Origin of the sequence: Halomonas sp. PAMB 3232 (assembly GCF_031954225.1) — a bacterium.
Taxonomy (GTDB): Bacteria; Pseudomonadota; Gammaproteobacteria; order Pseudomonadales; family Halomonadaceae; genus Vreelandella.
In genome coordinates this window covers 1780179-1800974 of the sequence record NZ_CP134865.1, presented here as the reverse complement: position 1 = coordinate 1800974, position 20796 = coordinate 1780179, and the positions used below count along the sequence as shown (strand labels likewise).

The following is a 20796-nucleotide window of genomic DNA, read 5'->3' as shown; positions in this document are numbered from 1 at the left end:
GTGATGAGCAAAGCGTTCCGGCTAACGTCGAAGTTTCAGCCTGCGGGCGATCAGCCCAATGCCATCAAGGGCCTGATCAACGGGCTCGAGTCGGGGCTTGCCCATCAAACGCTGTTGGGCGTGACCGGCTCGGGCAAGACCTTCACCATGGCCAATATCGTTCAACAGCTTCAGCGCCCGACCATCGTCATGGCGCCTAACAAGACCCTGGCCGCTCAGCTTTATGGCGAGTTCAAGGCGTTCTTTCCGGACAACGCGGTCGAGTACTTCGTTTCCTACTACGACTACTACCAGCCGGAAGCCTACGTGCCGTCCTCGGACACCTTCATAGAGAAGGACGCCTCGATCAACGATCACATCGAGCAGATGCGCCTGTCGGCGACCAAGGCGCTGCTGGAGCGCCGCGACGCGCTGATCGTGGTATCGGTCTCTGCAATTTACGGCCTGGGTGACCCGGACCAGTACCTGAAGATGCGCCTGCACTTTACTCGGGGCGAGTTGATCGATCAGCGCGCGTTCCTGCGCCGCCTTGCCGAACTTCAGTACACGCGCAACGACATGGATTTTCGCCGCGGCACCTACCGGGTACGCGGCGACGTCATCGATATTTTTCCCGCGGACTCCGACGAGGAGGCGGTGCGGGTCGAGCTGTTCGACGATGAGATCGACTCCATCCGCCTGTTCGACCCGCTGACTGGCGACGTGCGCGGTCAGGTGCCGCGCATGACGATCTACCCGAAATCCCACTACGTCACTCCGCGCGAAACGATCCTCGAGGCGATCGAGTCGATCAAGGGTGAACTCAAGGAGCGCCTGGAGTGGCTTAGAAAGCACGAACGCCTGGTGGAAGCGCAGCGTCTCGAGCAGCGCACGCTCTATGATATCGAGATGATGCTGGAGCTTGGCTACTGCAACGGTATCGAGAACTACTCACGCTATCTTTCCGGGCGCGACCCAGGCCATGCGCCGCCGACGTTCTTCGACTACCTGCCCGACGACGCGCTGCTGTTCATCGACGAATCCCACGTCAGCGTTCCGCAGGTGGGCGGCATGTACAAGGGCGACCGTTCGCGCAAGGAAACGCTGGTCGAATACGGTTTCAGGCTTCCCTCGGCGCTGGACAACCGGCCGATGAAATTCGAGGAGTGGGAGTCGATCTGCCCGCAGACGATCTTCGTTTCCGCCACGCCCGGCAACTACGAAGCCGAACACGCGGGCCAGGTCGTCGAGCAAGTGGTTCGCCCGACAGGCCTGCTGGACCCGGAAATCGAAGTGCGCCCGGCCAGTACCCAGGTCGATGATCTGCTCTCCGAGGTACACAAGCGCACGGCGGTCGGCGAGCGCGTGCTCGTCACCACCCTCACCAAGCGCATGGCCGAAGACTTGACCGAATATCTCGACGACCACGACGTGCGCGTACGCTACCTGCACTCGGATATCGACACCGTCGAGCGGGTCGAGATCATCCGCGATCTTCGCCTGGGCAAATTCGACGTGCTGGTGGGCATCAACCTGCTGCGTGAGGGCCTGGATATTCCCGAGGTGTCGCTGGTGGCGATTCTCGATGCGGACAAGGAGGGCTTTCTGCGCGCCGAGCGCTCGCTCATCCAGACCATCGGCCGTGCTGCGCGTAACGCCCACGGCAAGGCGATTCTCTACGGCGATCGTATTACCGACTCGATGCGCCGCGCGATGGACGAAACCGAGCGGCGTCGCACCAAACAGATGGCGCACAACGAAGAGCACGGCATCACGCCGACCACCGTCACGCGCTCCGTGGCCGACATTCTCGAGGCAGCCCAGGCCCCCGGGGCGAAGAAGACCAACGGCCGTCGCGGGGCAGATCGCAAGAAAAGTGCTACGCCGGACTACGATATCGCCAACATGGGCCAGCACGAGCTGGGTGAAGCGATTGGCAAGCTGGAAGACGCCATGTTCGAGGCGGCCCAGAATCTTGAATTCGAGGAAGCGGCGCGCCTTCGCGACCAGCTCAACCAAATGAAAGAGAAACAGCTGGTACTGGGGTAAACATGCCGGAAGGACCAGAGATCCGCCGCGCAGCGGATCGCATCGAAAAACAGATTGGCGGGCGCGTGCTGGAGCACGCTTGGTTCGCCTTCGAAGAGCTACAAACCCAGGCGGATTCCCTGACCGACACGCGGGTCGAAGCCGTCGAAACCCGCGGCAAGGCGATGCTGATTCGTTTCGATAACCAGCGCGTGCTCTATTCTCATAATCAGCTCTACGGGGTATGGAAACTCCACGCCGCCCACAAGCCGCCTCAGACCAATCGCTCGCTGCGCGTAAGGCTCGTCACCGAGGGCAGGGCGGCGAGTCTCTACAGCGCATCAAGCATCGCGCTACTCGACGCTGATGCGCTTAATGAACATCCGTTTCTCGCAAGGCTTGGACCGGATCTCTTGAGTCAAAACGTCTCGGCTGCCAGCGTGCTGGCGCGGCTCGACGATTCGCGTTTTCACCGTCGAAGCCTCGGGGCGCTGCTGCTGGATCAGGGGCTCGTGGCGGGGCTCGGCAACTATTTACGCTCGGAAATTTTGTTCTACGCCGGGCTCAACCCCAAAAAGCGCCCGGTCGACCTTGGCGATAACGAGCGAGAGCAGCTGGCGCAGATCATTATCGACACCACGTGGCAGGCTTACCGGCAGGCGGGCGTGACGAACCGCGAGGCGTGGATCGAGCAGGCCAAGGCAGCGGGTGAAACCAGGCGCCAATGGCGCTTTAGCGTATTCGAGCGCGCCGGGCTCTCATGTCATCGCTGTGGCGACATCATCGAACGACAAATGGTAGGGTCGCGGCGCCTTTACTGGTGCCCGCACTGCCAGCCGGCGACTTAACGATAAATATTTATACCGTTATCTTTTATGCAACATAAAAAATTTATAATTTAGGTCTTTGCAAAAAATCCAGCGACAACAGCAAAGCTGCCGGCGATGCAGCGATCAGGTATAATCGATGAATTAGAACGGCTAACGGGTTGAAAAATCCCCTTGATAAATAGCCGCTTGAAATCGATCCACCGAGGAGCCCGTTGTTCATGACCGTGATCAAGCAGGATGACGTTATTCAAAGCGTTGCCGACGCCCTTCAGTACATCTCCTATTACCATCCGAAAGACTTTATCGACGCCATGGCGGCCGCTTATGAGCGCGAAGAGAACCCTGCCGCCAAGGACGCCATCGCCCAGATCCTGATCAACTCGCGGATGTGCGCCACCGGCCATCGGCCGATTTGCCAGGATACCGGCATCGTGACCGTGTTTGTTCACGTGGGCATGAACGTGACCTGGGAGGCGGACATGAGCCTCGACGATATGGTCAACGAGGGCGTTCGCCGCGCCTACCTGCTGCCCGACAACGTACTGCGCGCTTCGGTGCTTGCCGACCCGGACGGCAAGCGCCAGAACACCAAAGACAATACGCCCGCCATCATTCACCACAAGCTCGTGCCCGGCGACAAGGTCGATATCCACGTGGCGGCGAAAGGCGGGGGTAGCGAGGCGAAATCCAAGTTCGCGATGCTGAACCCGTCCGATAGCGTCGTCGATTGGGTGCTGGAACAGCTACCTAAAATGGGCGCTGGCTGGTGCCCGCCGGGCATGCTCGGTATTGGTATCGGCGGCACCGCCGAGAAAGCCATGGAAATCGCCAAGGAAGCGCTGCTCGATCCGATCGACATTCAGGATTTGCAGGCACGTGGGGCGAGTAATCGTGCCGAAGAGCTGCGTTTGGAGCTGTTCGATAAAGTCAACAAAACCGGTATCGGCGCGCAGGGCCTGGGTGGCCTGACCACGGTGCTCGACATCAAGGTCAAGGATTACCCGACCCACGCGGCGAACAAGCCGGTCGCCATCATCCCCAACTGTGCCGCCACCCGTCACGCGCACTTCACCCTCGATGGCTCCGGCGCGGTCGCGCTGCCTGCGCCCAAACTCGAGGACTGGCCGGAGATTACTCGCGAAGTGGGTGAAAACGTCAAGCGGGTCGATCTCGACAGCGTCACGCCGGAAGAAGTCAAAACCTGGCAGCCGGGCGATACGCTGCTGCTCAACGGCAAACTCTTGACCGGGCGCGACGCCGCCCATAAGCGCATGACCGACATGATCAGCAAGGGCGAACCGCTGCCTGTCGATATGAAAGGGCGCTTCATTTACTACGTCGGCCCGGTCGACCCAATCGGCGACGAGGTGGTTGGCCCCGCGGGTCCGACCACCGCCACGCGGATGGACAAGTTCACTCGCACCATGCTCGAGGAGACCGGCCTTTTGGGCATGGTCGGCAAGGCGGAGCGGGGCGAGGCTGCTATCGAGGCGATTCGCGACAACCAGGCGGTTTATTTGATGGCCGTCGGCGGGTCGGCCTATCTCGTCGCCCAGGCAATCAAGAAGTCGCGCGTGGTCGGGTTCGAGGACCTGGGGATGGAAGCCATCTATGAATTCGAAGTAGAAGACATGCCGGTCACCGTCGCCGTCGACACGAAAGGTACGTCGGTGCACCAGACCGGCCCGGCCAAATGGAAGGCAATCATCGCCGAAACCGCGTAAACTGAACGCCTGCAATTATAGACCGACAAAGCCCCGTATTGCGGGGCTTTTGCACATGCGAAATCACAAGGGAATTCATGTCCATGGCAGGGAGCGTTAGATGACCTCATGGCTTATCGGTACGGCCATTTTACTGATTCATCTCATGGGGGTCGTGTCCGCCGTCATGGCGCTGATGTCGAGCCGTACCTCCCAGGGCGCCGTTGCCTGGATCATGTCACTTCTCACGTTCCCCTACGTTGCGCTGCCCGCTTACTGGCTGTTCGGCCGGCCGCGCTTTTACGGCTACGTGACCGCTCGTGGCGCCAAAGACAACGTGTTGCGCCGCGTGTTGCGCCGCTATCGTAATAACATGAAGCCGCATATTTCGCTGCCCGCCACGCGGGACATTCAGGCGGTCGAGCAACTGGCGATGATGCCGTTGACCAAGGGTAACCACGCCGAGCTCCTGATCGATGGGGAAGCCACTTTCGAAAATCTGTTTCAGGGAATCGACGAGGCGACCGACTACCTGCTGCTGCAATTTTTCATCGTACGTGACGACCGGCTTGGTCAGGCACTAAAAGCGCGCCTGCTCGAGGCGGCCAGGCGCGGCGTACGGGTCTACTTTCTTTATGATGAGCTTGGCAGCCGCAAACTGCGCGACAGCTACTTCAAGGAGCTCGAAAGCGAAGGGGTAGCGGTTAGCCCGTTCGGATCTTCCCGCGGCTTCAAGCACCGGTTTCAGCTCAATTTTCGTAACCATCGCAAGATCATGGTGGTAGACGGTAAAAAGGGGTGGGTCGGGGGCTTCAACGTGGGTATCGAATATCTGGGGGAGAACCCGCGTCACGGCCCCTGGCGAGATACGCACCTGGCGCTTCAGGGCCCGGGCGTACTCGGCCTCCAGGAAGCTTTTTGGGAAGATTGGCACTGGGCGACCGGGGAAGTGATCACGCTGAATTGGCACGCGGAAAATCACGCCCAAATGGATCATCAGGTGGTGATCGTACCCTCCGGGCCGGCAGACAAGCACGATACCGCAAGTCTTCTGGTACAGCAGCTGATTCATAGCGCCAACGACCGGCTATGGGTGACCAGCCCCTATTTCGTGCCGGACCAGGGCGTTCAGGACGCGCTGCGCCTGGCGGCCATGCGGGGAGTGGACGTGCGCGTCATGATCCCCGAGCGTCCGGACCATCTTCTGGTGTTTCTTTCGGCTTTTTCATTTTTACCCGACATGCTGCGTGCGGGTGTAAAAATATACCGTTATCTTCCCGGATTTCTACATCAAAAGGTTATGCTTATTGACTCAGAAGCCGCAACGGTTGGCACGGTAAATCTGGATAACCGCTCGTTTCGCCTCAATTTCGAAATTACCGCGTATATGCCGTCTGAATCCTTTGCCTTGAGCGTCGCCCACATGCTGGAAGAGGACTTTACCCACTGTCGTCGCGTGACGATCGATGAAATTCGCAATCGCCCGCTTTGGAAAAAGGTCGTGTCGCGAGCCGCGTATTTAACCGCGCCCATTCAGTAGCGCTAGGATGAAGGCCGAATCGAGGAGAACCGGGTGAATCTGGAAACCAAATGGCTCGAGGATTTCGTCGCGCTCGCCAATACGCGCAGTTTTTCCACCTCTGCACGACAGCGCCACGTCACTCAGCCCGCGTTCAGCCGGCGCATTCGCGCTCTGGAGCAGGCGCTGGGCACCACGCTGGTGGATCGCTCGACCACACCCATCGGGCTGACTGCGGAGGGCCAACTTTTTTTGGTCACCGCGCGCAACCTGGTCGATCAGCTCAATGAATCGTTGAACCACTTGAGGGGGCTATCGATCGCCAACGAGGCGCTGGATATCGTCGCGGCGCACTCGCTTGCGCTAAGTTTCTACCCCCCCTGGATCTCGCGGCTGCAAAAGGGAGTGGGAGAGCTACCCACCCGATTAGTGGCCATGAACGTCGGCGAAGCGATCCACGTGCTGCGCGAGGGCAACTGTGATCTGATGCTCGCCTACTTCGACCCCTTTGCCACCATGCAGCTCGACACCAAGGTCTTTCCCTCGTTTTCGATCGGTAACGTCAACATGCTGCCGGTATCGCTTGCAGACGCACAGGGCAAGCCGCTGTTTACCCTCGACCAACCCGACCCGGTACCATATCTGAGCTATAGCCAGGGGGCTTTTTTGGGTAAAAGCGTGCACATGGTGCTCAAGAACGACCCGCGCCGATTGAATCTGCGTACGGTGTACGAAACCGCAATGGCGGAAGGGCTGAAAGGGATGGTGCTGCAAGGCGTAGGCATGGCCTGGATCCCGGATTTCTGCATTCGCGAAGAGCTTAAAAGTGGCCGGCTGGTACGCGCCGGCGACGAGAGTCTCGATATCCCACTGGAAATTCGCCTTTACCGCTGCTCGTTGGTCCACAAACCGGGCGTCGAGCGGCTGTGGCGCCAGATGATGAAGCTTCCCCGCGACTTTTTGCAGGCCTGATAATCCTCAAAGCCGTTCATTGCGCGCTTAGGGGCAAGTTTTGCCGACATCACGACAACGCTGCGCGGCAGACTATAGTTAGATATGCTGATCAGACCATACAAGCGCTCGATATAAGGCGCACTTATAATGCATTTTGCAAGGGAATCAACATGCAGGTAAAAAGAACACTGCTTTTTTGGTGGCACGTGGTGCAGGACGCCATCGCGCTCTGGCTCGAGCGAAACGCCTTTAGCTACGCAGGCTCCTTGGCCTTCTATACGCTTTTTTCGCTCGCGCCAACGATCATCATCGCCGTGACGGTCATTGGTATGGTGCTCGGTGAAGAAGCTGCCCAGGGGCAGATCGTGGCTCAGCTTCAGGGAACGCTCGGCCTCGATGCGGCCTCCGCCATCGAGCAGGCGGTCGCCCAATCGCGTATCGAGGAGTCGGGATTGCTGCCAACGCTTTTGGGCTTTGGAGCGCTGCTGATCGGCGCAACGACCGTTTTTGGTCAGATGCAGTTCTCGCTCAACACGATCTGGGATGTAACCGCCAAGCCTACTTCCAACAGCGTATTCATCTTCATCAAGACCCGTCTTTTGTCGCTCACCGTGGTGCTTGCCATCGGCTTCATCCTGCTGGTATCGCTGGTATTGGGCGTCGTGGTGAGGGGCATGCTGCAGGCGGCGAACTATATCGTGCCCTATGTCAGCTTTTTTACCCGCGCGGTCGAGTCGCTGGTATCGCTTGGCATGGTGACGCTTTTGTTCGCAACCATCTTCAAGGTGCTGCCGGACGTCGTGCTGCGCTGGCGAGACGTGTTCATTGGCGGCCTGGTCACGGCGATTCTATTCACCATCGGGCGCAATTTGATCGCCATTTATCTTGCCTATACCGCCACGGCCTCGACCTACGGGGCGGCGGGCTCGGTGGTCATGGTGCTTTTATGGGTCTATTACAGTTCGCTGATTCTGCTGTTCGGCGCGGCGTTTACGCGCTCGCTATTGACCCGCCGTGGTCGGGCGATCATTCCGCGTAACAGCGCCGTTCGCGTCAAGCACGAGTTCGTGAAGGAGTTCAAGGAGGCTGACATGTCGACTAAAAGCGTACGGGCATTTGTGACAGGGAAGGTCCAGGGCGTCAATTTTCGCAGCACCACACGGGAAAAGGCGCTGGCCACCAGTGTCAGCGGCTACGCTAAAAATCTCTCCGACGGCCGCGTCGAGGTACTGATATGCGGGGAAGAGGAGGCGGTCGACTCGCTCGTCGATTGGCTATGGCATGGCCCGGAAGGCGCTCATGTGACTGACGTGAGCCTCGAGCAAGTCAAGGAGGCCCACGTGCCCGAAAGTTTCACCACGGCATGAGGGCCGTGGCAAAACCCGTTTTACGAGAGCGCCTCAGGCGCTCTTTTTGTAGGCGTCGATGTTCTCGGCGGTCAAACGAACGATGTTTTGACGCGCTTCGGGAGTGATCCAGGCGTTGTGCGGGGTGACGATCAGATTGAGCGGCTCAATGGCTGTCAGCGCATCCAGTAGCGCGTGCCCCTCGCGAGGCGGCTCTTCGGGCAGCACATCGACGGCGAGTCCGCCAATCTGACCGTCGCGAAGCGCTTGCAGCGCGGCGTGCTCATCGATGATGCCACCGCGGGCGCAGTTGATCAGTAAAAGCGTGGATTTCGCTTTCTCCAGGCGCGCCTGGTTGATCAGATGCTTCGTCTGTTCGTTGAGCGGGCAGTGCAGACTGATCACGTCGGCTTGGGGCAGCAGCTCATCAAGACTTTGGCGCTCGTCGTTCGCCTCATCGCCGGGGCGGGCCGCAAAACGCACGTTCATGCCAAACGCCTCGGCCAGCCGCGCTACTTCGGAGCCGAGTTCTCCCTGGCCGACCATCACGAGCTGCTTGCCGGCAAGCTCCAGCGTTGGGTAGTCCTGCAGGCAGAAAAACGCACTCTGCTGCCAGGCCCTGGAGGCGACATCCTGCTGATAGCGCGGCAAGCGCGCGGCCAGGGTGAGCATCAGCATCAGCGTGTGTTGCGAGACACTCGCCGTACCGTAGGCGGTGACGTTTTTCACCGCGATGCCGTTGTCCCTGGCGGCGTCCATATCGATATTGTTGACCCCGGTGGCCATCACGCAGATCAGCTTGAGCGAGGGTAGGGCGTCGAGGGCGTCGCGGCTCAGTTTGACCTTGTTGACCAGCGCGATATCAGCGTTCTTGAGCCGCTCGACAACCTCGTCCGACGCTGTCTGGTCGAACACCTCGAGCGACGACACGCTGTCGCGAATGGCGGTGAAATCGATACCAGGACCCATGCTTTTCGCATCGAGCATTACCGCGTGGGGCATTTGATGATCTCCATATGGACGGCGAGCCCCGCCAAACCTTGCTTGGCAGGGGGCACAAAAGGGTATAATGGGCGGCTTTGCGGGCCGCTGTCTTGGAATTTATGACCACAGGCCACATATTGTCACGGCCCAGCAACGCTTGGGTCATCGACGTCCTGTCCAGTTGAGCTTTTCAGGAGCCATCAACATGCCCATCTATGAGTATGAGTGCAAGGCCTGCGGTCATCGCATGGAAAAATTACAGAAAATCAGCGCCGACCCGCTGACCCACTGCCCGGCATGTGCCCAGGACGAGCTTTCAAGGCTGGTATCGGCGGCGGGCTTTCGCCTGGCCGGTGGCGGCTGGTACGAAACCGATTTCAAGACCGGTGGTAAGAAAAATCTTGCCGCGGACAGTCAGGGCGCCTCGAGCGGTAAGGATAGCACCAGTGCGAAAAGCGACGCGCCTACGCCGAGCGGCTCTGCAAAGGATGGCTCGTCGAAAAACGGCTCGTCAAAAGGCGGTTCATCAAAGGATAAGGGCGCCGCGGCCTAGCCGCGCCGGTCACGGCGCGATGCCCGCGCCACTTTTATTGCCACGTAACAGAACAGGATGAAACATGCGCAGCCATTATTGCGGCCAGCTTAACGAAACTCTGGTAGATCAAACGGTGACCGTTTGTGGGTGGGTCCACCGTCGCCGTGATCACGGCGGGGTCATTTTCCTCGACATGCGCGATCGTGACGGCATCGCGCAGTTCGTCGTCGACCCGGATACCGCCCAGGCGTTCGAAACCGCCGACCGTGCTCGCAATGAATACGTGCTGCGTATTACCGGTCGCGTCCGTCTGCGCCCGGAAGGTACCCAGAACCCCAACATGCCCACTGGCATGGTGGAAGTGCTGGCCAAGGACGTCGAGGTACTCAACACCGCCGCTACGCCGCCGTTCCAGCTCGATGAACACGGCAAGGTCGGTGAAGAAGTGCGCTTGAAGCATCGCTATATCGATCTGCGCCGCCCGGACATGATCGAGAAGCTGCGCCTGCGCTCGCGCATTTCCCACAGCGTACGCGCGTTTCTCGAAAACGAAGGCTTTCTCGACATCGAGACGCCGGTACTGACCCGGGCAACACCGGAAGGCGCGCGCGACTACCTGGTTCCGAGCCGCACCCACGCTGGCGAATTCTTCGCGCTGCCGCAGTCGCCGCAGCTGTTCAAGCAGCTTCTGATGGTCGCCGGCTTCGATCGTTACTACCAGATCGCCAAGTGCTTTCGTGACGAGGACCTGCGCGCCGATCGTCAGCCCGAGTTCACCCAGATCGATATCGAGGCCTCCTTTGTCGAGGAGAGCGATATCATGGGTATCACCGAGTCGATGATCCAAAAGCTCTTCAAGGAAGTGCTCGACGTCACGCTGCCCGACTTTCCGCGCATGACCTGGCAGGAGGCCATGGACCGCTTTGGCTCCGACAAGCCGGATCTGCGCATTCCGCTCGAGCTGACCGACGTCGACGACCTGATGAAGCAGGTCGACTTCAAGGTCTTCTCCGGCCCGGCCAACGCCGACGATGGCCGCGTGGCCGCGCTGAAGGTCAAGGGCGGCGCCAGCCTGTCGCGCAAGGAGATCGACGAGTACACCAAATTCGTGGGTATCTACGGCGCCAAGGGCCTGGCCTGGATCAAGGTCAACGAGCGCGCTAAGGGCCTCGAAGGGCTGCAGTCGCCGATCGTCAAGTTCATGGAGAACGTGGTCGAAGAGCTTCTGGAGCGTGTCGGTGCCGAGGATGGCGACATCATCTTCTTCGGCGCGGACAAGACTCAGATCGTCAACGAAGCGATCGGCGCGCTGCGCGTCAAGCTCGGCGCCGACCTCAAACTCTACACCCAGGAGTGGGCGCCGCTGTGGGTCGTCGACTTCCCGATGTTCGAAACCGATGGCAGCGGCCGCCTGAGCCCGCTGCACCATCCGTTTACCGCACCGTCCTGCTCGCCGGAAGAGCTCAAGGCCAATCCGGCCCAGGCGCTGTCGCGCGCCTACGACATGGTGCTCAACGGTACCGAACTCGGCGGCGGCTCGATCCGTATCCACGATCAAACCATGCAGCGCAGCGTGTTCGAGATCCTGGGCATCGGTGAAGAGGAAGCCCAGGAGAAGTTTGGCTTCCTGCTCGACGCGCTTCAGTACGGCGCGCCGCCCCACGGCGGCCTGGCCTTCGGCCTCGACCGTCTGGTCATGCTGATGGCCGGCGCGAAGACCATTCGTGAAGTGATCGCCTTCCCGAAAACCCAAAGCGCGGCGTGTCTGATGACCGACGCCCCGGGCGAGGTGAGCGCCGAGCAGCTCAAGGAGCTCAACATCCGCCTGCGCCAGAAAGCGAAAGCCGAAGACGCCGCGCAGTAACGTCGTCTCACTATCGAGCAGGCTCAAACACCGGCGTTCGCGCCGGTGTTTTCGTTTCAAGGTGCCTTTCTATTCAGACAAGAGGCCCACCTTTGCCGGCTGGAGACCAGCCGGTTGGAGAGCAGCAACATGAATGAACGGCCCACTGATCCGCCCCGGCGCATTCTGGGCATCGACCCGGGCTCGCGAATCACCGGCTACGGCGTGATCGAGCTGGTCAACGCCCGGCCGGTCTACGTTGCCAGCGGCTGTATTCGTACCGCCGACGGGGCACTCGAGCAGCGCCTGGCGCAAATTTACGCCGGCCTTGCCGAGGTGGTCGGGCTTCACCGGCCTACTGAAGTGTCCGTCGAGCGCGTGTTCATGGCCAAAAACCCGGATTCAGCGCTCAAGCTTGGCCAGGCCCGGGGCGTGGCGCTGGTGTGCATGGCCAACCACGGCTTAAACATCGCCGAATACGCTGCCCGCCAGATCAAGCAGGCGGTGACCGGCCAGGGCGGCGCGGACAAGTCTCAGGTGCAGCACATGGTCACCGCGATTTTGAACCTTTCCGCCACGCCCCAGGCCGACGCCGCCGACGCGTTGGCGATCGCGCTGAGCCACGCCTACGCGGGCCAGGGGCTTCTGGCCACGCCCGCGCGCGGCGCCAGGCGTCGTTCGAGCGGGCGCTGGCGGCTTTGACAACGCCACAAGGCACCGGCACCACTGGTCATAAGTACAGAGTCGTCATATAGTAATCCCGGTTTCGAGCGCTGCCCGCCAGCGCTTGATCATCTTCTGGTTTGGGAATGAGGTCGTTCATGATTGGTCGTTTAAGCGGCGCGCTGCTGGAAAAACACCCGCCCTGGGTGGTCGTCGACGTGCACGGCGTCGGCTATGAGCTGGAGGCCTCGATGACGACCCTGGTGGCGCTGCCCGCTCCGGGCGAGCCAGTCTCGCTCTACACCCACCTGACGATCCGCGATGACGCGCACCTGCTGTACGGCTTCGCCCGAGAGCAGGAACGCGCGCTGTTTCGCGCGTTGATCAAGGTCAACGGCGTGGGGCCGAAGCTTGCACTTGCGATTCTTTCCGGCATGGATGAAGACGCCTTCATGCGCTGCGTGCGCGACGACGACGCCAAGGCGCTGACCAAGCTTCCAGGAGTGGGCAAGAAAACCGCCGAGCGGCTGATTATCGAGATGCGTGACCGGTTCCCGGAATGGGAGCGAGGTGAATACGCGCCGTTGGCGTTGGAAGGCGCCACCGGCGAGGCGCCACCGCGCGACAACACCGCCGACGCCGAAGCCGCGCTGGTGAGTTTGGGTTACAAGCTGACCGAAGCCGCTAAAATGCTGTCCGACCTTGATCCGCATCAGAGCACCGAAGCGCTGATCAAGGCGGCGCTGACGCGGCGCATGGGAGGCTGAGTGAACGCACCCACTCATTCGAGGCCAACCAATTCTACGTCAGCCAGTCATGGGGTTTTATGCTAGAACACGACCGGCTCATCGCCGCCGCGCCGGAACAGGGCGAAGTGCGGCTCGACCACGCCATTCGGCCTAAAAAGCTTCGCGACTATATCGGCCAGCCGCGCGTGCGCGAGCAGCTCGAGATCTTCATCGGCGCGGCGCGCCTGCGCGAAGAGAGCCTGGACCACACGTTGGTGTTCGGCCCGCCAGGGCTTGGCAAAACTACGCTTGCCAACATCATCGCCACCGAAATGGGCGTTGGGCTCAAATCCACGTCAGGCCCGGTGCTCGAGCGCGCCGGCGATCTCGCCGCGATGCTCACCAACCTGGAGCCGGGGGACGTCCTCTTCATCGATGAAATTCACCGGCTCTCGCCAGTCGTCGAGGAAATTCTCTACCCGGCGATGGAGGATTTTCAGCTCGATATCATGATCGGTGAAGGCCCGGCGGCGCGCTCGATCAAGCTCGACCTGCCACGCTTTACCCTGGTCGGCGCCACCACCCGCGCCGGGCTTTTGACCTCGCCGCTGCGCGACCGCTTCGGCATCGTACAGCGCCTCGAGTTTTACAACCTCGAAGAGCTGACCGAAATCGTCTCCCGTTCGGCCAGGCTCTTGAACGTCGAAACCAACGAGGAGGGCGCCATCGAAGTGGCCCGGCGCTCGCGCGGCACGCCGCGAATCGCCAACCGGCTTTTGCGCCGCGTGCGCGACTACGCCGACATCAAGGGCGACGGCGTCGTTAACGCAGCGTTAGCGGACGCCGCGCTCAATATGCTAAACGTGGATCACCACGGGCTCGATCACATGGACCGGCGCTTGCTGCTCGCCATGATCGACAAGTTCGACGGCGGCCCGGTTGGCGTGGATTCACTCTCGGCGGCGATCGGCGAGGAGCGCGATACCATCGAGGACGTGATCGAGCCCTACCTGATCCAGCAGGGCTTGATGATGCGCACGCCGCGCGGTCGCATGGTGACACGCCAGGCGTGGCTGCATTTCGATCGCGTGCCCCACGAGCAGAGCGTCGATGTGGAAGGGGAGCGCCGCCCGTGAGCCAGTCCGAACCAGTTGAGTGCGAACAGCGCCAATGTAAACAAAACCAGGCGTTTCAACTGCCGGTGCGCGTTTACATCGAGGATACCGACGCCGGCGGCATCGTCTACTACGTTAACTATTTGAAGTTCATGGAGCGCGCTCGCAGCGAATGGCTACGAGCATTGGGCTTTTCCCAGCAAACGCTGCTGGACGAAGGCACGCAGCTAGTGGTATACCGCTTGGCTTGTCACTACAGCAAGCCGGCAAGGCTCGACGATGCGCTCAGCGTCGATGCGCACGTCGAGCATATGGGCCGCTGCAGGATGACGTTCGAGCAGCGCGTTTGGCGAAACGAGGAACTCCTTTGCCGCGCGACAGTCGAGATAGCCTGCCTTGATCGCCACACGCTGCGCCCCCGGGCATGGCCCGAAGCGCTCCGAACGGTTTCGGCCGAGTGCCAGACGTCATCGGCTTGACGCTTGAGCGCGGCACTTGCTAAAGGCATTTGAGCGGGGCTTTGTATTCAACCGACGGACCACCCAGGCGCGTTTGCGCTGACTGACCAATGAGGGCCACTGTGAACGATAACACCATGTCCATCCCCCACCTGATAATGAGTGCCAGCACCGTCGTACAGCTGGTCATGCTGCTGCTAGTGGTGGGGTCGATCCTCTCATGGGTGGTGATTTTCCAGCGCAGTATCGCTCTGCGTCGCGCCAAGCGCGAGTACAGCGAGTTCGAAGAGTCGTTCTGGTCCGGGGTGGATCTCAACGAGCTTTACCGCGACATTCCCGCCGACGACCCGCGCCACGGCGCTGAGCACATCTTTCAATCCGGTTTCCGCGAATTCAACCGTTTGATGCCCAAAACGCGCAACCCGGACACCGTTCTGGAAGGCGTTCAGCGCAGCATGCGGGTGGCGTGGTCGCGCGAAGAGGACCGTCTGACGCAGCATCTGACGTTTTTGGCCACCGTCGCCTCGGCAAGCCCGTACATCGGTCTTTTTGGTACGGTCTGGGGCATCATGGGCTCGTTTCAAGCGCTGTCGTTTTCCCAACAGGCCACCCTTGCCACCGTCGCGCCCTGGATCGCCGAAGCGCTGATCGCGACCGCCATGGGCCTTTTTGCGGCCATTCCGGCGGTCATTTTCTATAACCGTCTCTCCAACGATGTCGGCCGGCTGCTGGGCAAGTACGAAGACTTTGCCGAAGAGTTTCACGCCATTTTGTATCGCAATCTTCAGGGTCGCGATAGCACCAAAAGCGTCGGCTAAGGGAGTTCACCATGCACGGGCCATTCAATCGCGGCGGCAAGAAAAAGCCGATGGGCGAGATCAACGTCGTTCCCTTCATCGACGTCATGCTGGTACTGCTGGTGATCTTCATGATCACAACCCCCATGCTGACCCAGGGCGTTCAGGTCGACCTGCCCCAGGTCAGCTCCGAGCCCATCGAGAATCAGGAAGACAATGATCCCATCATCATCTCCGTCGATGACGAGGGGAGCTTCTATATCACGTTGGGCGAAGACACCAGCAGCGTCACCATCGACGAAGTCTCCGAGCGTGTGGTCGCCATTTTGCAGCGCGTGCCCAATACGCCGGTCATGGTTCGGGGCGATCGCAACGTGCCCTACGGTCAGATCGTGGTGCTCATGAGTACGCTTCAGCGTGCGGGCGTGGCCAACGTGGGGCTTCTTTCCGAGCCGCCGCAGGACGGCCAAGGGTAACGCTTTTATGGCCCATGACGCTTTTCGTGACCCACAGGACGTCGGCTACACCTGGCCTCTAGTGCTCGCCGTGGCGGTGCACGCGCTGATTCTTCTTTTCAGCCTTGTGAGCTGGCCATCGTCCACCGAGGAGCCGGATACCACCTCGATCGTTCAGGCGACGTTTGTGAGTACCGAAACCTTCACCGATCAGGCGCAGCAGGCGATCGAGCAACAGGCTGCGCTTGAAAGCGGCGCCAGTAGCGAAACCCAACAGTCGCCGGAGCCGACTCCCGAGCCCGAGCCCGCGCCGGACCCCGAACCGCAGCCCGAGCCTGACCCAGAACCTGAACCTGAACCCGATCAAAGTACCGCCCAGGCCGAGGCCGAGGCGGCAGCCGAAGCCGCCGCGGCGGAGCGCGCCCGGGCGCTTGAAGAGGCCGAAGCCGAAGCCGCACGCCGCGCTGAAGAAGCCGAGCGGCTTGCCCAGGAGCAGGAAGCTCAGGCCCAGGCACGCGAAGAGGAGGCCCAGCGGCTGGCCGAGGAGCGCGCCGCCGAAGAGCAGGCGCGCGCCGAGGCAGAGGCTGAACAGCAACGGCTGCGTGAAGAGCAGGCCCGCCAGGAGCGAGAAGCGGAAGCCGAGCGTCAGCGTGAAGAGGAAGCCCGCCGTGAAGCCGAAGCTGAGGCCGAGGCCGAGGCCGAACGCCAGCGCCAGGCCGAAGCGGAAGCGGAAGCCGAGCGTCAGCGCGAAGAAGAAGCTCGTCGCGAAGCAGAAGCCCAGGCCGAGCGCGAACGCGAGGAGGCAGCGCGGCGTGAGCGAGAAGTAGAGGAGCAGCGTCAGCGCGAGGCCGAGGCGCAGCGTGAACGCGAAGCCGAAGCACAGCGCCAGCGCGAGGCAGAAGCCGCCATGCAGCGTCAGCTCGAAGGCGAGGCGGCGGCCGCCGCGGCCAACGCCCAGCAAGCGCAGCAGGCGGCGAACAACTTCAGTAACCTGGTGCAGCGTGCCGTGGAGCAGGCCTGGATTATTCCGGGCGGGGCCGACAACCTGCGCGCGGTAATAAGTGCGCGCCTGGGTCCCTCGGGGGAAGTTCTATTGACTAATATAGTAACGTCGAGCGGCAACAGCGCTTTCGATCAATCCGCCGTTCAGGCGGTCGAACAAGCCGCACCGTTTCGTGAGCTGTTACAGCTGACACCGGAACAGCAGCGCGATATACGATCGCGACCGATAAACTTTAACTTCACTCCATCGGGGGTACGTTGATGCAAACCTTGAGTAAAGCCTGGCTATTTTGTGTGCTGCTGCTGATCAGCAGCGTCGCAAGCGCCAACCTGACGATCGAAATCACGCGCGGCAGTGATCAGGCGCTTCCCATTGGCGTCGTGCCCTTCGAAGGGGGCGAGGGCTTGCCGGAAGACGTGGCGCAAATCGTTCAGGACGATCTGGAGCGTAGCGGTATGTTCGCGCCGCTCGCGCGCAGCGCCATGTTCGAACGCCCAAGTCAGGCAAACGACGTTCAGTTCGGCACCTGGCGCTCGCTCGATACGCGCTACCTGGTGGTCGGGCGTGCCCAGCAAACCGGCGGCGGCTATCAGATTCAGTTCGATCTGATGGATATCAGCGGCCAGACGCGCATGATCGGCGAAACCGTCAACGTCAGCGGCAACGACCTGCGCGGTGCGGCCCACTACATCAGTGACCAGGTGTTCGAGGCGATCACCGACATCCGCGGCGCGTTCTCGACCAAAATCGCTTACGTTACCGCTCAGGGGCTGGGCGACAACATGCAGTTCGGCCTGTACGTAGCAGACGCCGACGGTGCCCGCAGCCAACAGGTGCTGACGTCGGATCAGCCGATCATGTCGCCGGCCTGGTCTCCGGATGGGCGTAAGCTGGCCTACGTTTCCTTTGAAACCGAGCGCCCGGCGATCTATATTCAGGATGTTTCAAGCGGTCAACGCGTACAGGCAACATCGTTCGAGGGCATCAACGGCGCGCCGGCCTGGTCGCCGGACGGCCGCCGCTTGGCGATGTCGCTTTCCAAGGATGGCCAGCCGGATATCTACGTACTCGATATCGGCAGCCGCTCGCTCAATCGCTTGACCGACAGCAACAGCATCGACACCGAACCGGCTTTTTCGCCCAACGGCGCCAACATTCTTTTCACCTCGGATCGCAGCGGCGGCCCCCAGATCTATCAGATGTCCGCCAACGGTGGAAACGCCAATCGGGTGACCTACACCGGCAACTACAACGCTCGCGGGCGCTACTCACCGGAAGGCGATCAGATCTTTTTGGTCCACCGGTCGGACCGCGGTTATCAAGTGGCACGCCAGGAACTCGACGGCGGTCGTTTGGTGGTCTTGAGTGAGTCAACGCGGGATGAATCTCCTAGTGTTGCACCGAACGGGACCATGGTAATCTTCGCTACCCAACAGGGTGGAAGTGGCTTTTTGAGTGCCGTTTCGGCGGATGGCCGCTCGTCATTCAGACTGCCGGCAGCACAGGGTGAAGTACGCGACCCCGCGTGGTCTCCCTTTTTAAACTGAAGTTCAACCACAGAAACGTTGAACCACAGAAACGTTGAACAACATTGAATTCTGTTTTTCAGGCAAGGAGTCTGATCATGCAACTTAAGCCATTGGCTCGCTCTCTAGCAGTCGCCTTCTCCATTCTGGCCGTTGCGGGCTGTTCGAGCACCGGCGGCACCCAGGACGGTGACGCATACGGTAGCCAAAGCGGCAGCACCGCCGGTACCGGCACCGGTTCCGGTATGGGCACCAACGGTAGCGGCCAGTACGGTTCCACCTCGGGCTCCGGCTACGGCGCTGGCCAGCAGGCCGACTCACGCATTCCTGAAGTGCGTACCATCTACTTCGATTACGACCGCGACACGATCAAAAGCGAGTACGAATCCGTCGTGATGGGCCATGCGCGCTACCTGCAGGCCAACCCCAACGCCCGCGTGACGCTACAGGGTCACACCGACGAGCGCGGTACGCGTGAATACAACATGGCACTTGGCGAGCGTCGCGCCCGCGCCGTTCAGCGCTTTTTGAACATTCAAGGCGTTTCCCCGTCTCAAATGAGCGTTGTCAGCTACGGCGAAGAGCGTCCGGCGGCCAGCGGTCAGGGCGACAGCGCCTACTCGCAAAACCGTCGCGTGGTCTTTAGCTACTAATTCGGCTAATGGGTCAGACGGTTAGACGTTAAGCTATCAAGCGCCCCGGGGCAGTACTGCCTTGGGGCGTCTTTGGGAGTCATCATGAATCACAGTCTCAAACGTTTTTTTGGGAGGCTGTGCGGTGCGGGAGCCATTGCGCTCCCGCTGTCCGTATTGCCTCTCGCGGTGCTCGCTCAGCAGCCGCTGGTTCAGGACATGTCCTCCGGTTCCGGCGGGTTCTACTCGCAAACTCAGCGTCAGGAAGCCTCTGGCGGTAACCTGGTACTGTTCAATCAGGTCGAGGAGCATCAGCAGGAGATTCAACGCCTGCGGGGTCAAATCGAGGAGCTTCGCCATCAGATGGAGCAACTCAAACGCCAGTCGCAGCAGCAGTATCTCGATATCGAAGACCGCTTGATGAACCTGCAAAGTGCCCCGGCGCCCACGCCGTCAGCACCGACCGCACCCCAGGTCGAACCCGAGGCCGCCGAGGAGGTGGCCGCATCGTCTTCATCGTCCTCGGCAAGCAACGTCAGCGAAGACGCTCAGGCGGACTATCAGGCCGCCTTCGCCCACGTCCAGGCACGCCGCTTTAGCGAGGCGATCGATGCCTTCAACGATTTCGTCACCGCTCATCCGGATACCAGCCTGACCGCCAACGGCTACTACTGGCTTGGTGAGCTTTACGCTGCTGAAAACGAGCTCTCCGCCTCGGATGACGCGTTTAGCCGCGTCATCAACGATTTCGACTCAAGCTCCAAGGTGCCGGACGCGCTTTATAAGCTGGGATTGGTCAAGGCACGCCAGGGTGAAACCGAGCGCAGCCGCGAGCTGCTCGAGCAGGTGCGAGACGATTACCCGCAAAGCAGCGCCGCCGGCTTGGCCAACGACTTTCTTCGCCAGTCCGCCGGATAATTCACCCCGAGGTTATGCATGACCTGCAAGATCGATTATCAGGCCCGACCTGACTTGCTCAAGGATCGCGTTATTCTCGTCACCGGCGCCGGTGATGGTATCGGCCGCGTCGCCGCGCTCGACTATGCCCGCCACGGCGCCACCGTCATTTTGCTGGGCCGCACCCTCGAAAAGCTCGAGCGCGTGTACGACGAGATCGAAGCCCAGGGATACCCGCAGCCGGCGATCTTTCCGCTCAATATCGAAGGTGCGCTGCTCGAGGACTACGACGACATGGCAAGCCGGCTGGACCGTGAGTTTGGCCGTCTGGATGGCGTGCTGCATAACGCCGGACTGCTGGGCACCATCACGCCCTTCGAGGAGTATGAGCCGGAACTCTGGGAGCAGGTGATGCAGGTCAATATCAACGGTCCGATCTGGATGACCCAGTCGCTTTTGCCGCTGCTGGACAGCGCCGACGATGCCTCGCTGATTTTCACCTCATCCAGCGTGGGCCGAAAAGGGCGGGCGCAGTGGGGTGCCTATAGCGTGTCGAAGTTCGCGACCGAAGGCTTCATGGAAGTGCTGGCCGACGAGTTCAAGGCGCACGAGCATCTTCGCATCAATACGCTGAATCCGGGCGCGACTCGCACCGATATGCGGTCCGGCGCCTACCCGGACGAGGACCCGACCACGCTGCGCACCCCGGAGCAAATCATGCCGACCTACCTGTGGCTGATGGGCCCGGATAGCCGCGGCGTGACCGGACAAAAAATTGACGCCCAGCCGCCAAAAGCCTGA

At 60.9% G+C, this 20796-nt stretch carries 19 protein-coding genes and 2 pseudogenes; 20 read left to right on the top strand and 1 reads right to left on the bottom strand.

Features of this window, described 5'->3' with window-relative positions; translation table 11 throughout:
• The first annotated feature begins 3 nt into the window (after positions 1-3).
• The 7 genes and pseudogenes from uvrB to RN346_RS08170 all read left to right on the top strand — a co-directional run bounded on the left by uvrB (position 4) and on the right by RN346_RS08170 (position 8380).
• A complete protein-coding gene (gene uvrB, locus RN346_RS08200) occupies positions 4-2028 on the top strand; it encodes an excinuclease ABC subunit UvrB (RefSeq protein ID WP_311960782.1) in 2025 nt (674 codons plus the stop codon).
• 2 nt (positions 2029-2030) lie between these two features.
• Complete coding sequence (nei, locus tag RN346_RS08195; RefSeq protein WP_311962656.1) at positions 2031-2855, top strand: endonuclease VIII; 825 nt, start codon at positions 2031-2033, stop codon at positions 2853-2855.
• Between the two features lie 200 nt (positions 2856-3055).
• A complete protein-coding gene (locus RN346_RS08190; protein ID WP_311960781.1) occupies positions 3056-4561 on the top strand; it encodes a fumarate hydratase in 1506 nt (501 codons plus the stop codon).
• Positions 4562-4661: 100 nt separating this feature from the next.
• Positions 4662-6080, top strand: coding sequence for a cardiolipin synthase (gene cls / locus RN346_RS08185; RefSeq protein ID WP_263584123.1), 1419 nt, complete (start codon positions 4662-4664; stop codon positions 6078-6080).
• 33 nt (positions 6081-6113) lie between these two features.
• A complete protein-coding gene (locus RN346_RS08180) occupies positions 6114-7031 on the top strand; it encodes a LysR substrate-binding domain-containing protein (protein WP_263584124.1) in 918 nt (305 codons plus the stop codon).
• Positions 7032-7183: 152 nt separating this feature from the next.
• A pseudogene (locus tag RN346_RS08175) lies at positions 7184-8083 on the top strand (YihY/virulence factor BrkB family protein); the annotation flags it as partial.
• Between the two features lie 21 nt (positions 8084-8104).
• Complete coding sequence (locus tag RN346_RS08170; RefSeq protein WP_311962701.1) at positions 8105-8380, top strand: acylphosphatase; 276 nt, start codon at positions 8105-8107, stop codon at positions 8378-8380.
• A gap of 33 nt (positions 8381-8413) precedes the next feature.
• Here the strand turns inward: RN346_RS08170 and RN346_RS08165 are convergent, their stop codons facing one another.
• On the bottom strand, positions 8414-9361 hold the full coding sequence (locus RN346_RS08165; protein WP_311962655.1) for a D-2-hydroxyacid dehydrogenase: 948 nt from the start codon (positions 9359-9361) through the stop codon (positions 8414-8416).
• Between the two features lie 187 nt (positions 9362-9548).
• On the opposite strand from RN346_RS08165, the pseudogene RN346_RS08160 reads away from it, so the two are divergent.
• From RN346_RS08160 to RN346_RS08100, 13 genes and pseudogenes are all read left to right on the top strand, one after another.
• Positions 9549-9827: pseudogene (locus tag RN346_RS08160) on the top strand (FmdB family zinc ribbon protein); the annotation flags it as partial.
• A 133-nt stretch (positions 9828-9960) separates the two neighbouring features.
• Positions 9961-11742: an aspartate--tRNA ligase gene (gene aspS, locus RN346_RS08155; RefSeq protein WP_311962654.1), complete on the top strand. Its 1782-nt coding sequence runs from the start codon at positions 9961-9963 to the stop codon at positions 11740-11742.
• A gap of 129 nt (positions 11743-11871) precedes the next feature.
• Positions 11872-12423: a crossover junction endodeoxyribonuclease RuvC gene (gene ruvC, locus RN346_RS08150; protein ID WP_263584127.1), complete on the top strand. Its 552-nt coding sequence runs from the start codon at positions 11872-11874 to the stop codon at positions 12421-12423.
• Positions 12424-12542: 119 nt separating this feature from the next.
• Entirely contained in the window at positions 12543-13151 is a 609-nt protein-coding gene (gene ruvA / locus RN346_RS08145) for a Holliday junction branch migration protein RuvA (protein ID WP_311962653.1), read from the top strand.
• A 59-nt stretch (positions 13152-13210) separates the two neighbouring features.
• Positions 13211-14248, top strand: coding sequence for a Holliday junction branch migration DNA helicase RuvB (ruvB, locus tag RN346_RS08140; RefSeq protein ID WP_263584129.1), 1038 nt, complete (start codon positions 13211-13213; stop codon positions 14246-14248).
• A 59-nt stretch (positions 14249-14307) separates the two neighbouring features.
• The gene (gene ybgC, locus RN346_RS08135; protein ID WP_263587315.1) at positions 14308-14706 is read left to right on the top strand and encodes a tol-pal system-associated acyl-CoA thioesterase; all 399 of its coding nucleotides are present in this window, start codon (positions 14308-14310) and stop codon (positions 14704-14706) included.
• Positions 14707-14822: 116 nt separating this feature from the next.
• Positions 14823-15503, top strand: a complete 681-nt coding sequence (gene tolQ / locus RN346_RS08130; protein ID WP_311962652.1) for a protein TolQ — start codon at positions 14823-14825, stop codon at positions 15501-15503.
• Between the two features lie 11 nt (positions 15504-15514).
• Entirely contained in the window at positions 15515-15958 is a 444-nt protein-coding gene (gene tolR / locus RN346_RS08125; protein ID WP_263584131.1) for a protein TolR, read from the top strand.
• Positions 15959-15965: 7 nt separating this feature from the next.
• Positions 15966-17201 (top strand): cell envelope integrity protein TolA, encoded by a 1236-nt coding sequence (tolA, locus tag RN346_RS08120; protein ID WP_311962650.1) that lies wholly within the window; start codon positions 15966-15968, stop codon positions 17199-17201.
• Positions 17201-18487, top strand: a complete 1287-nt coding sequence (gene tolB, locus RN346_RS08115) for a Tol-Pal system beta propeller repeat protein TolB (protein WP_263584133.1) — start codon at positions 17201-17203, stop codon at positions 18485-18487. Before tolA ends, tolB begins: the two co-directional genes overlap by 1 nt.
• A gap of 77 nt (positions 18488-18564) precedes the next feature.
• On the top strand, positions 18565-19119 hold the full coding sequence (gene pal / locus RN346_RS08110) for a peptidoglycan-associated lipoprotein Pal (RefSeq protein WP_311962649.1): 555 nt from the start codon (positions 18565-18567) through the stop codon (positions 19117-19119).
• Between the two features lie 84 nt (positions 19120-19203).
• The gene (gene ybgF / locus RN346_RS08105) at positions 19204-20016 is read left to right on the top strand and encodes a tol-pal system protein YbgF (protein ID WP_263584135.1); all 813 of its coding nucleotides are present in this window, start codon (positions 19204-19206) and stop codon (positions 20014-20016) included.
• A gap of 18 nt (positions 20017-20034) precedes the next feature.
• Positions 20035-20796, top strand: a complete 762-nt coding sequence (locus RN346_RS08100; protein WP_263584136.1) for a YciK family oxidoreductase — start codon at positions 20035-20037, stop codon at positions 20794-20796.

Bases quoted from the DNA above. Each gene is read 5' to 3' on its own strand.
- ruvB (WP_263584129.1), top strand. From the start codon at position 13,211: ATGCTAGAACACGACCGGCTCATCGCCGCCGCGCCGGAACAGGGCGAA.
- tolB (WP_263584133.1), top strand. From the start codon at position 17,201: ATGCAAACCTTGAGTAAAGCCTGGCTATTTTGTGTGCTGCTGCTGATC.
- tolR (WP_263584131.1), top strand. From the start codon at position 15,515: ATGCACGGGCCATTCAATCGCGGCGGCAAGAAAAAGCCGATGGGCGAG.
- uvrB (WP_311960782.1), top strand. From the start codon at position 4: ATGAGCAAAGCGTTCCGGCTAACGTCGAAGTTTCAGCCTGCGGGCGAT.
- aspS (WP_311962654.1), top strand. From the start codon at position 9,961: ATGCGCAGCCATTATTGCGGCCAGCTTAACGAAACTCTGGTAGATCAA.
- ybgF (WP_263584135.1), top strand. From the start codon at position 19,204: ATGAATCACAGTCTCAAACGTTTTTTTGGGAGGCTGTGCGGTGCGGGA.
- RN346_RS08190 (WP_311960781.1), top strand. From the start codon at position 3,056: ATGACCGTGATCAAGCAGGATGACGTTATTCAAAGCGTTGCCGACGCC.
- nei (WP_311962656.1), top strand. From the start codon at position 2,031: ATGCCGGAAGGACCAGAGATCCGCCGCGCAGCGGATCGCATCGAAAAA.
- RN346_RS08170 (WP_311962701.1), top strand. From the start codon at position 8,105: ATGTCGACTAAAAGCGTACGGGCATTTGTGACAGGGAAGGTCCAGGGC.
- ruvC (WP_263584127.1), top strand. From the start codon at position 11,872: ATGAATGAACGGCCCACTGATCCGCCCCGGCGCATTCTGGGCATCGAC.
- tolQ (WP_311962652.1), top strand. From the start codon at position 14,823: ATGTCCATCCCCCACCTGATAATGAGTGCCAGCACCGTCGTACAGCTG.
- RN346_RS08100 (WP_263584136.1), top strand. From the start codon at position 20,035: ATGACCTGCAAGATCGATTATCAGGCCCGACCTGACTTGCTCAAGGAT.
- tolA (WP_311962650.1), top strand. From the start codon at position 15,966: ATGGCCCATGACGCTTTTCGTGACCCACAGGACGTCGGCTACACCTGG.
- cls (WP_263584123.1), top strand. From the start codon at position 4,662: ATGACCTCATGGCTTATCGGTACGGCCATTTTACTGATTCATCTCATG.
- RN346_RS08165 (WP_311962655.1), bottom strand. From the start codon at position 9,361: ATGCCCCACGCGGTAATGCTCGATGCGAAAAGCATGGGTCCTGGTATC.
- pal (WP_311962649.1), top strand. From the start codon at position 18,565: ATGCAACTTAAGCCATTGGCTCGCTCTCTAGCAGTCGCCTTCTCCATT.
- ruvA (WP_311962653.1), top strand. From the start codon at position 12,543: ATGATTGGTCGTTTAAGCGGCGCGCTGCTGGAAAAACACCCGCCCTGG.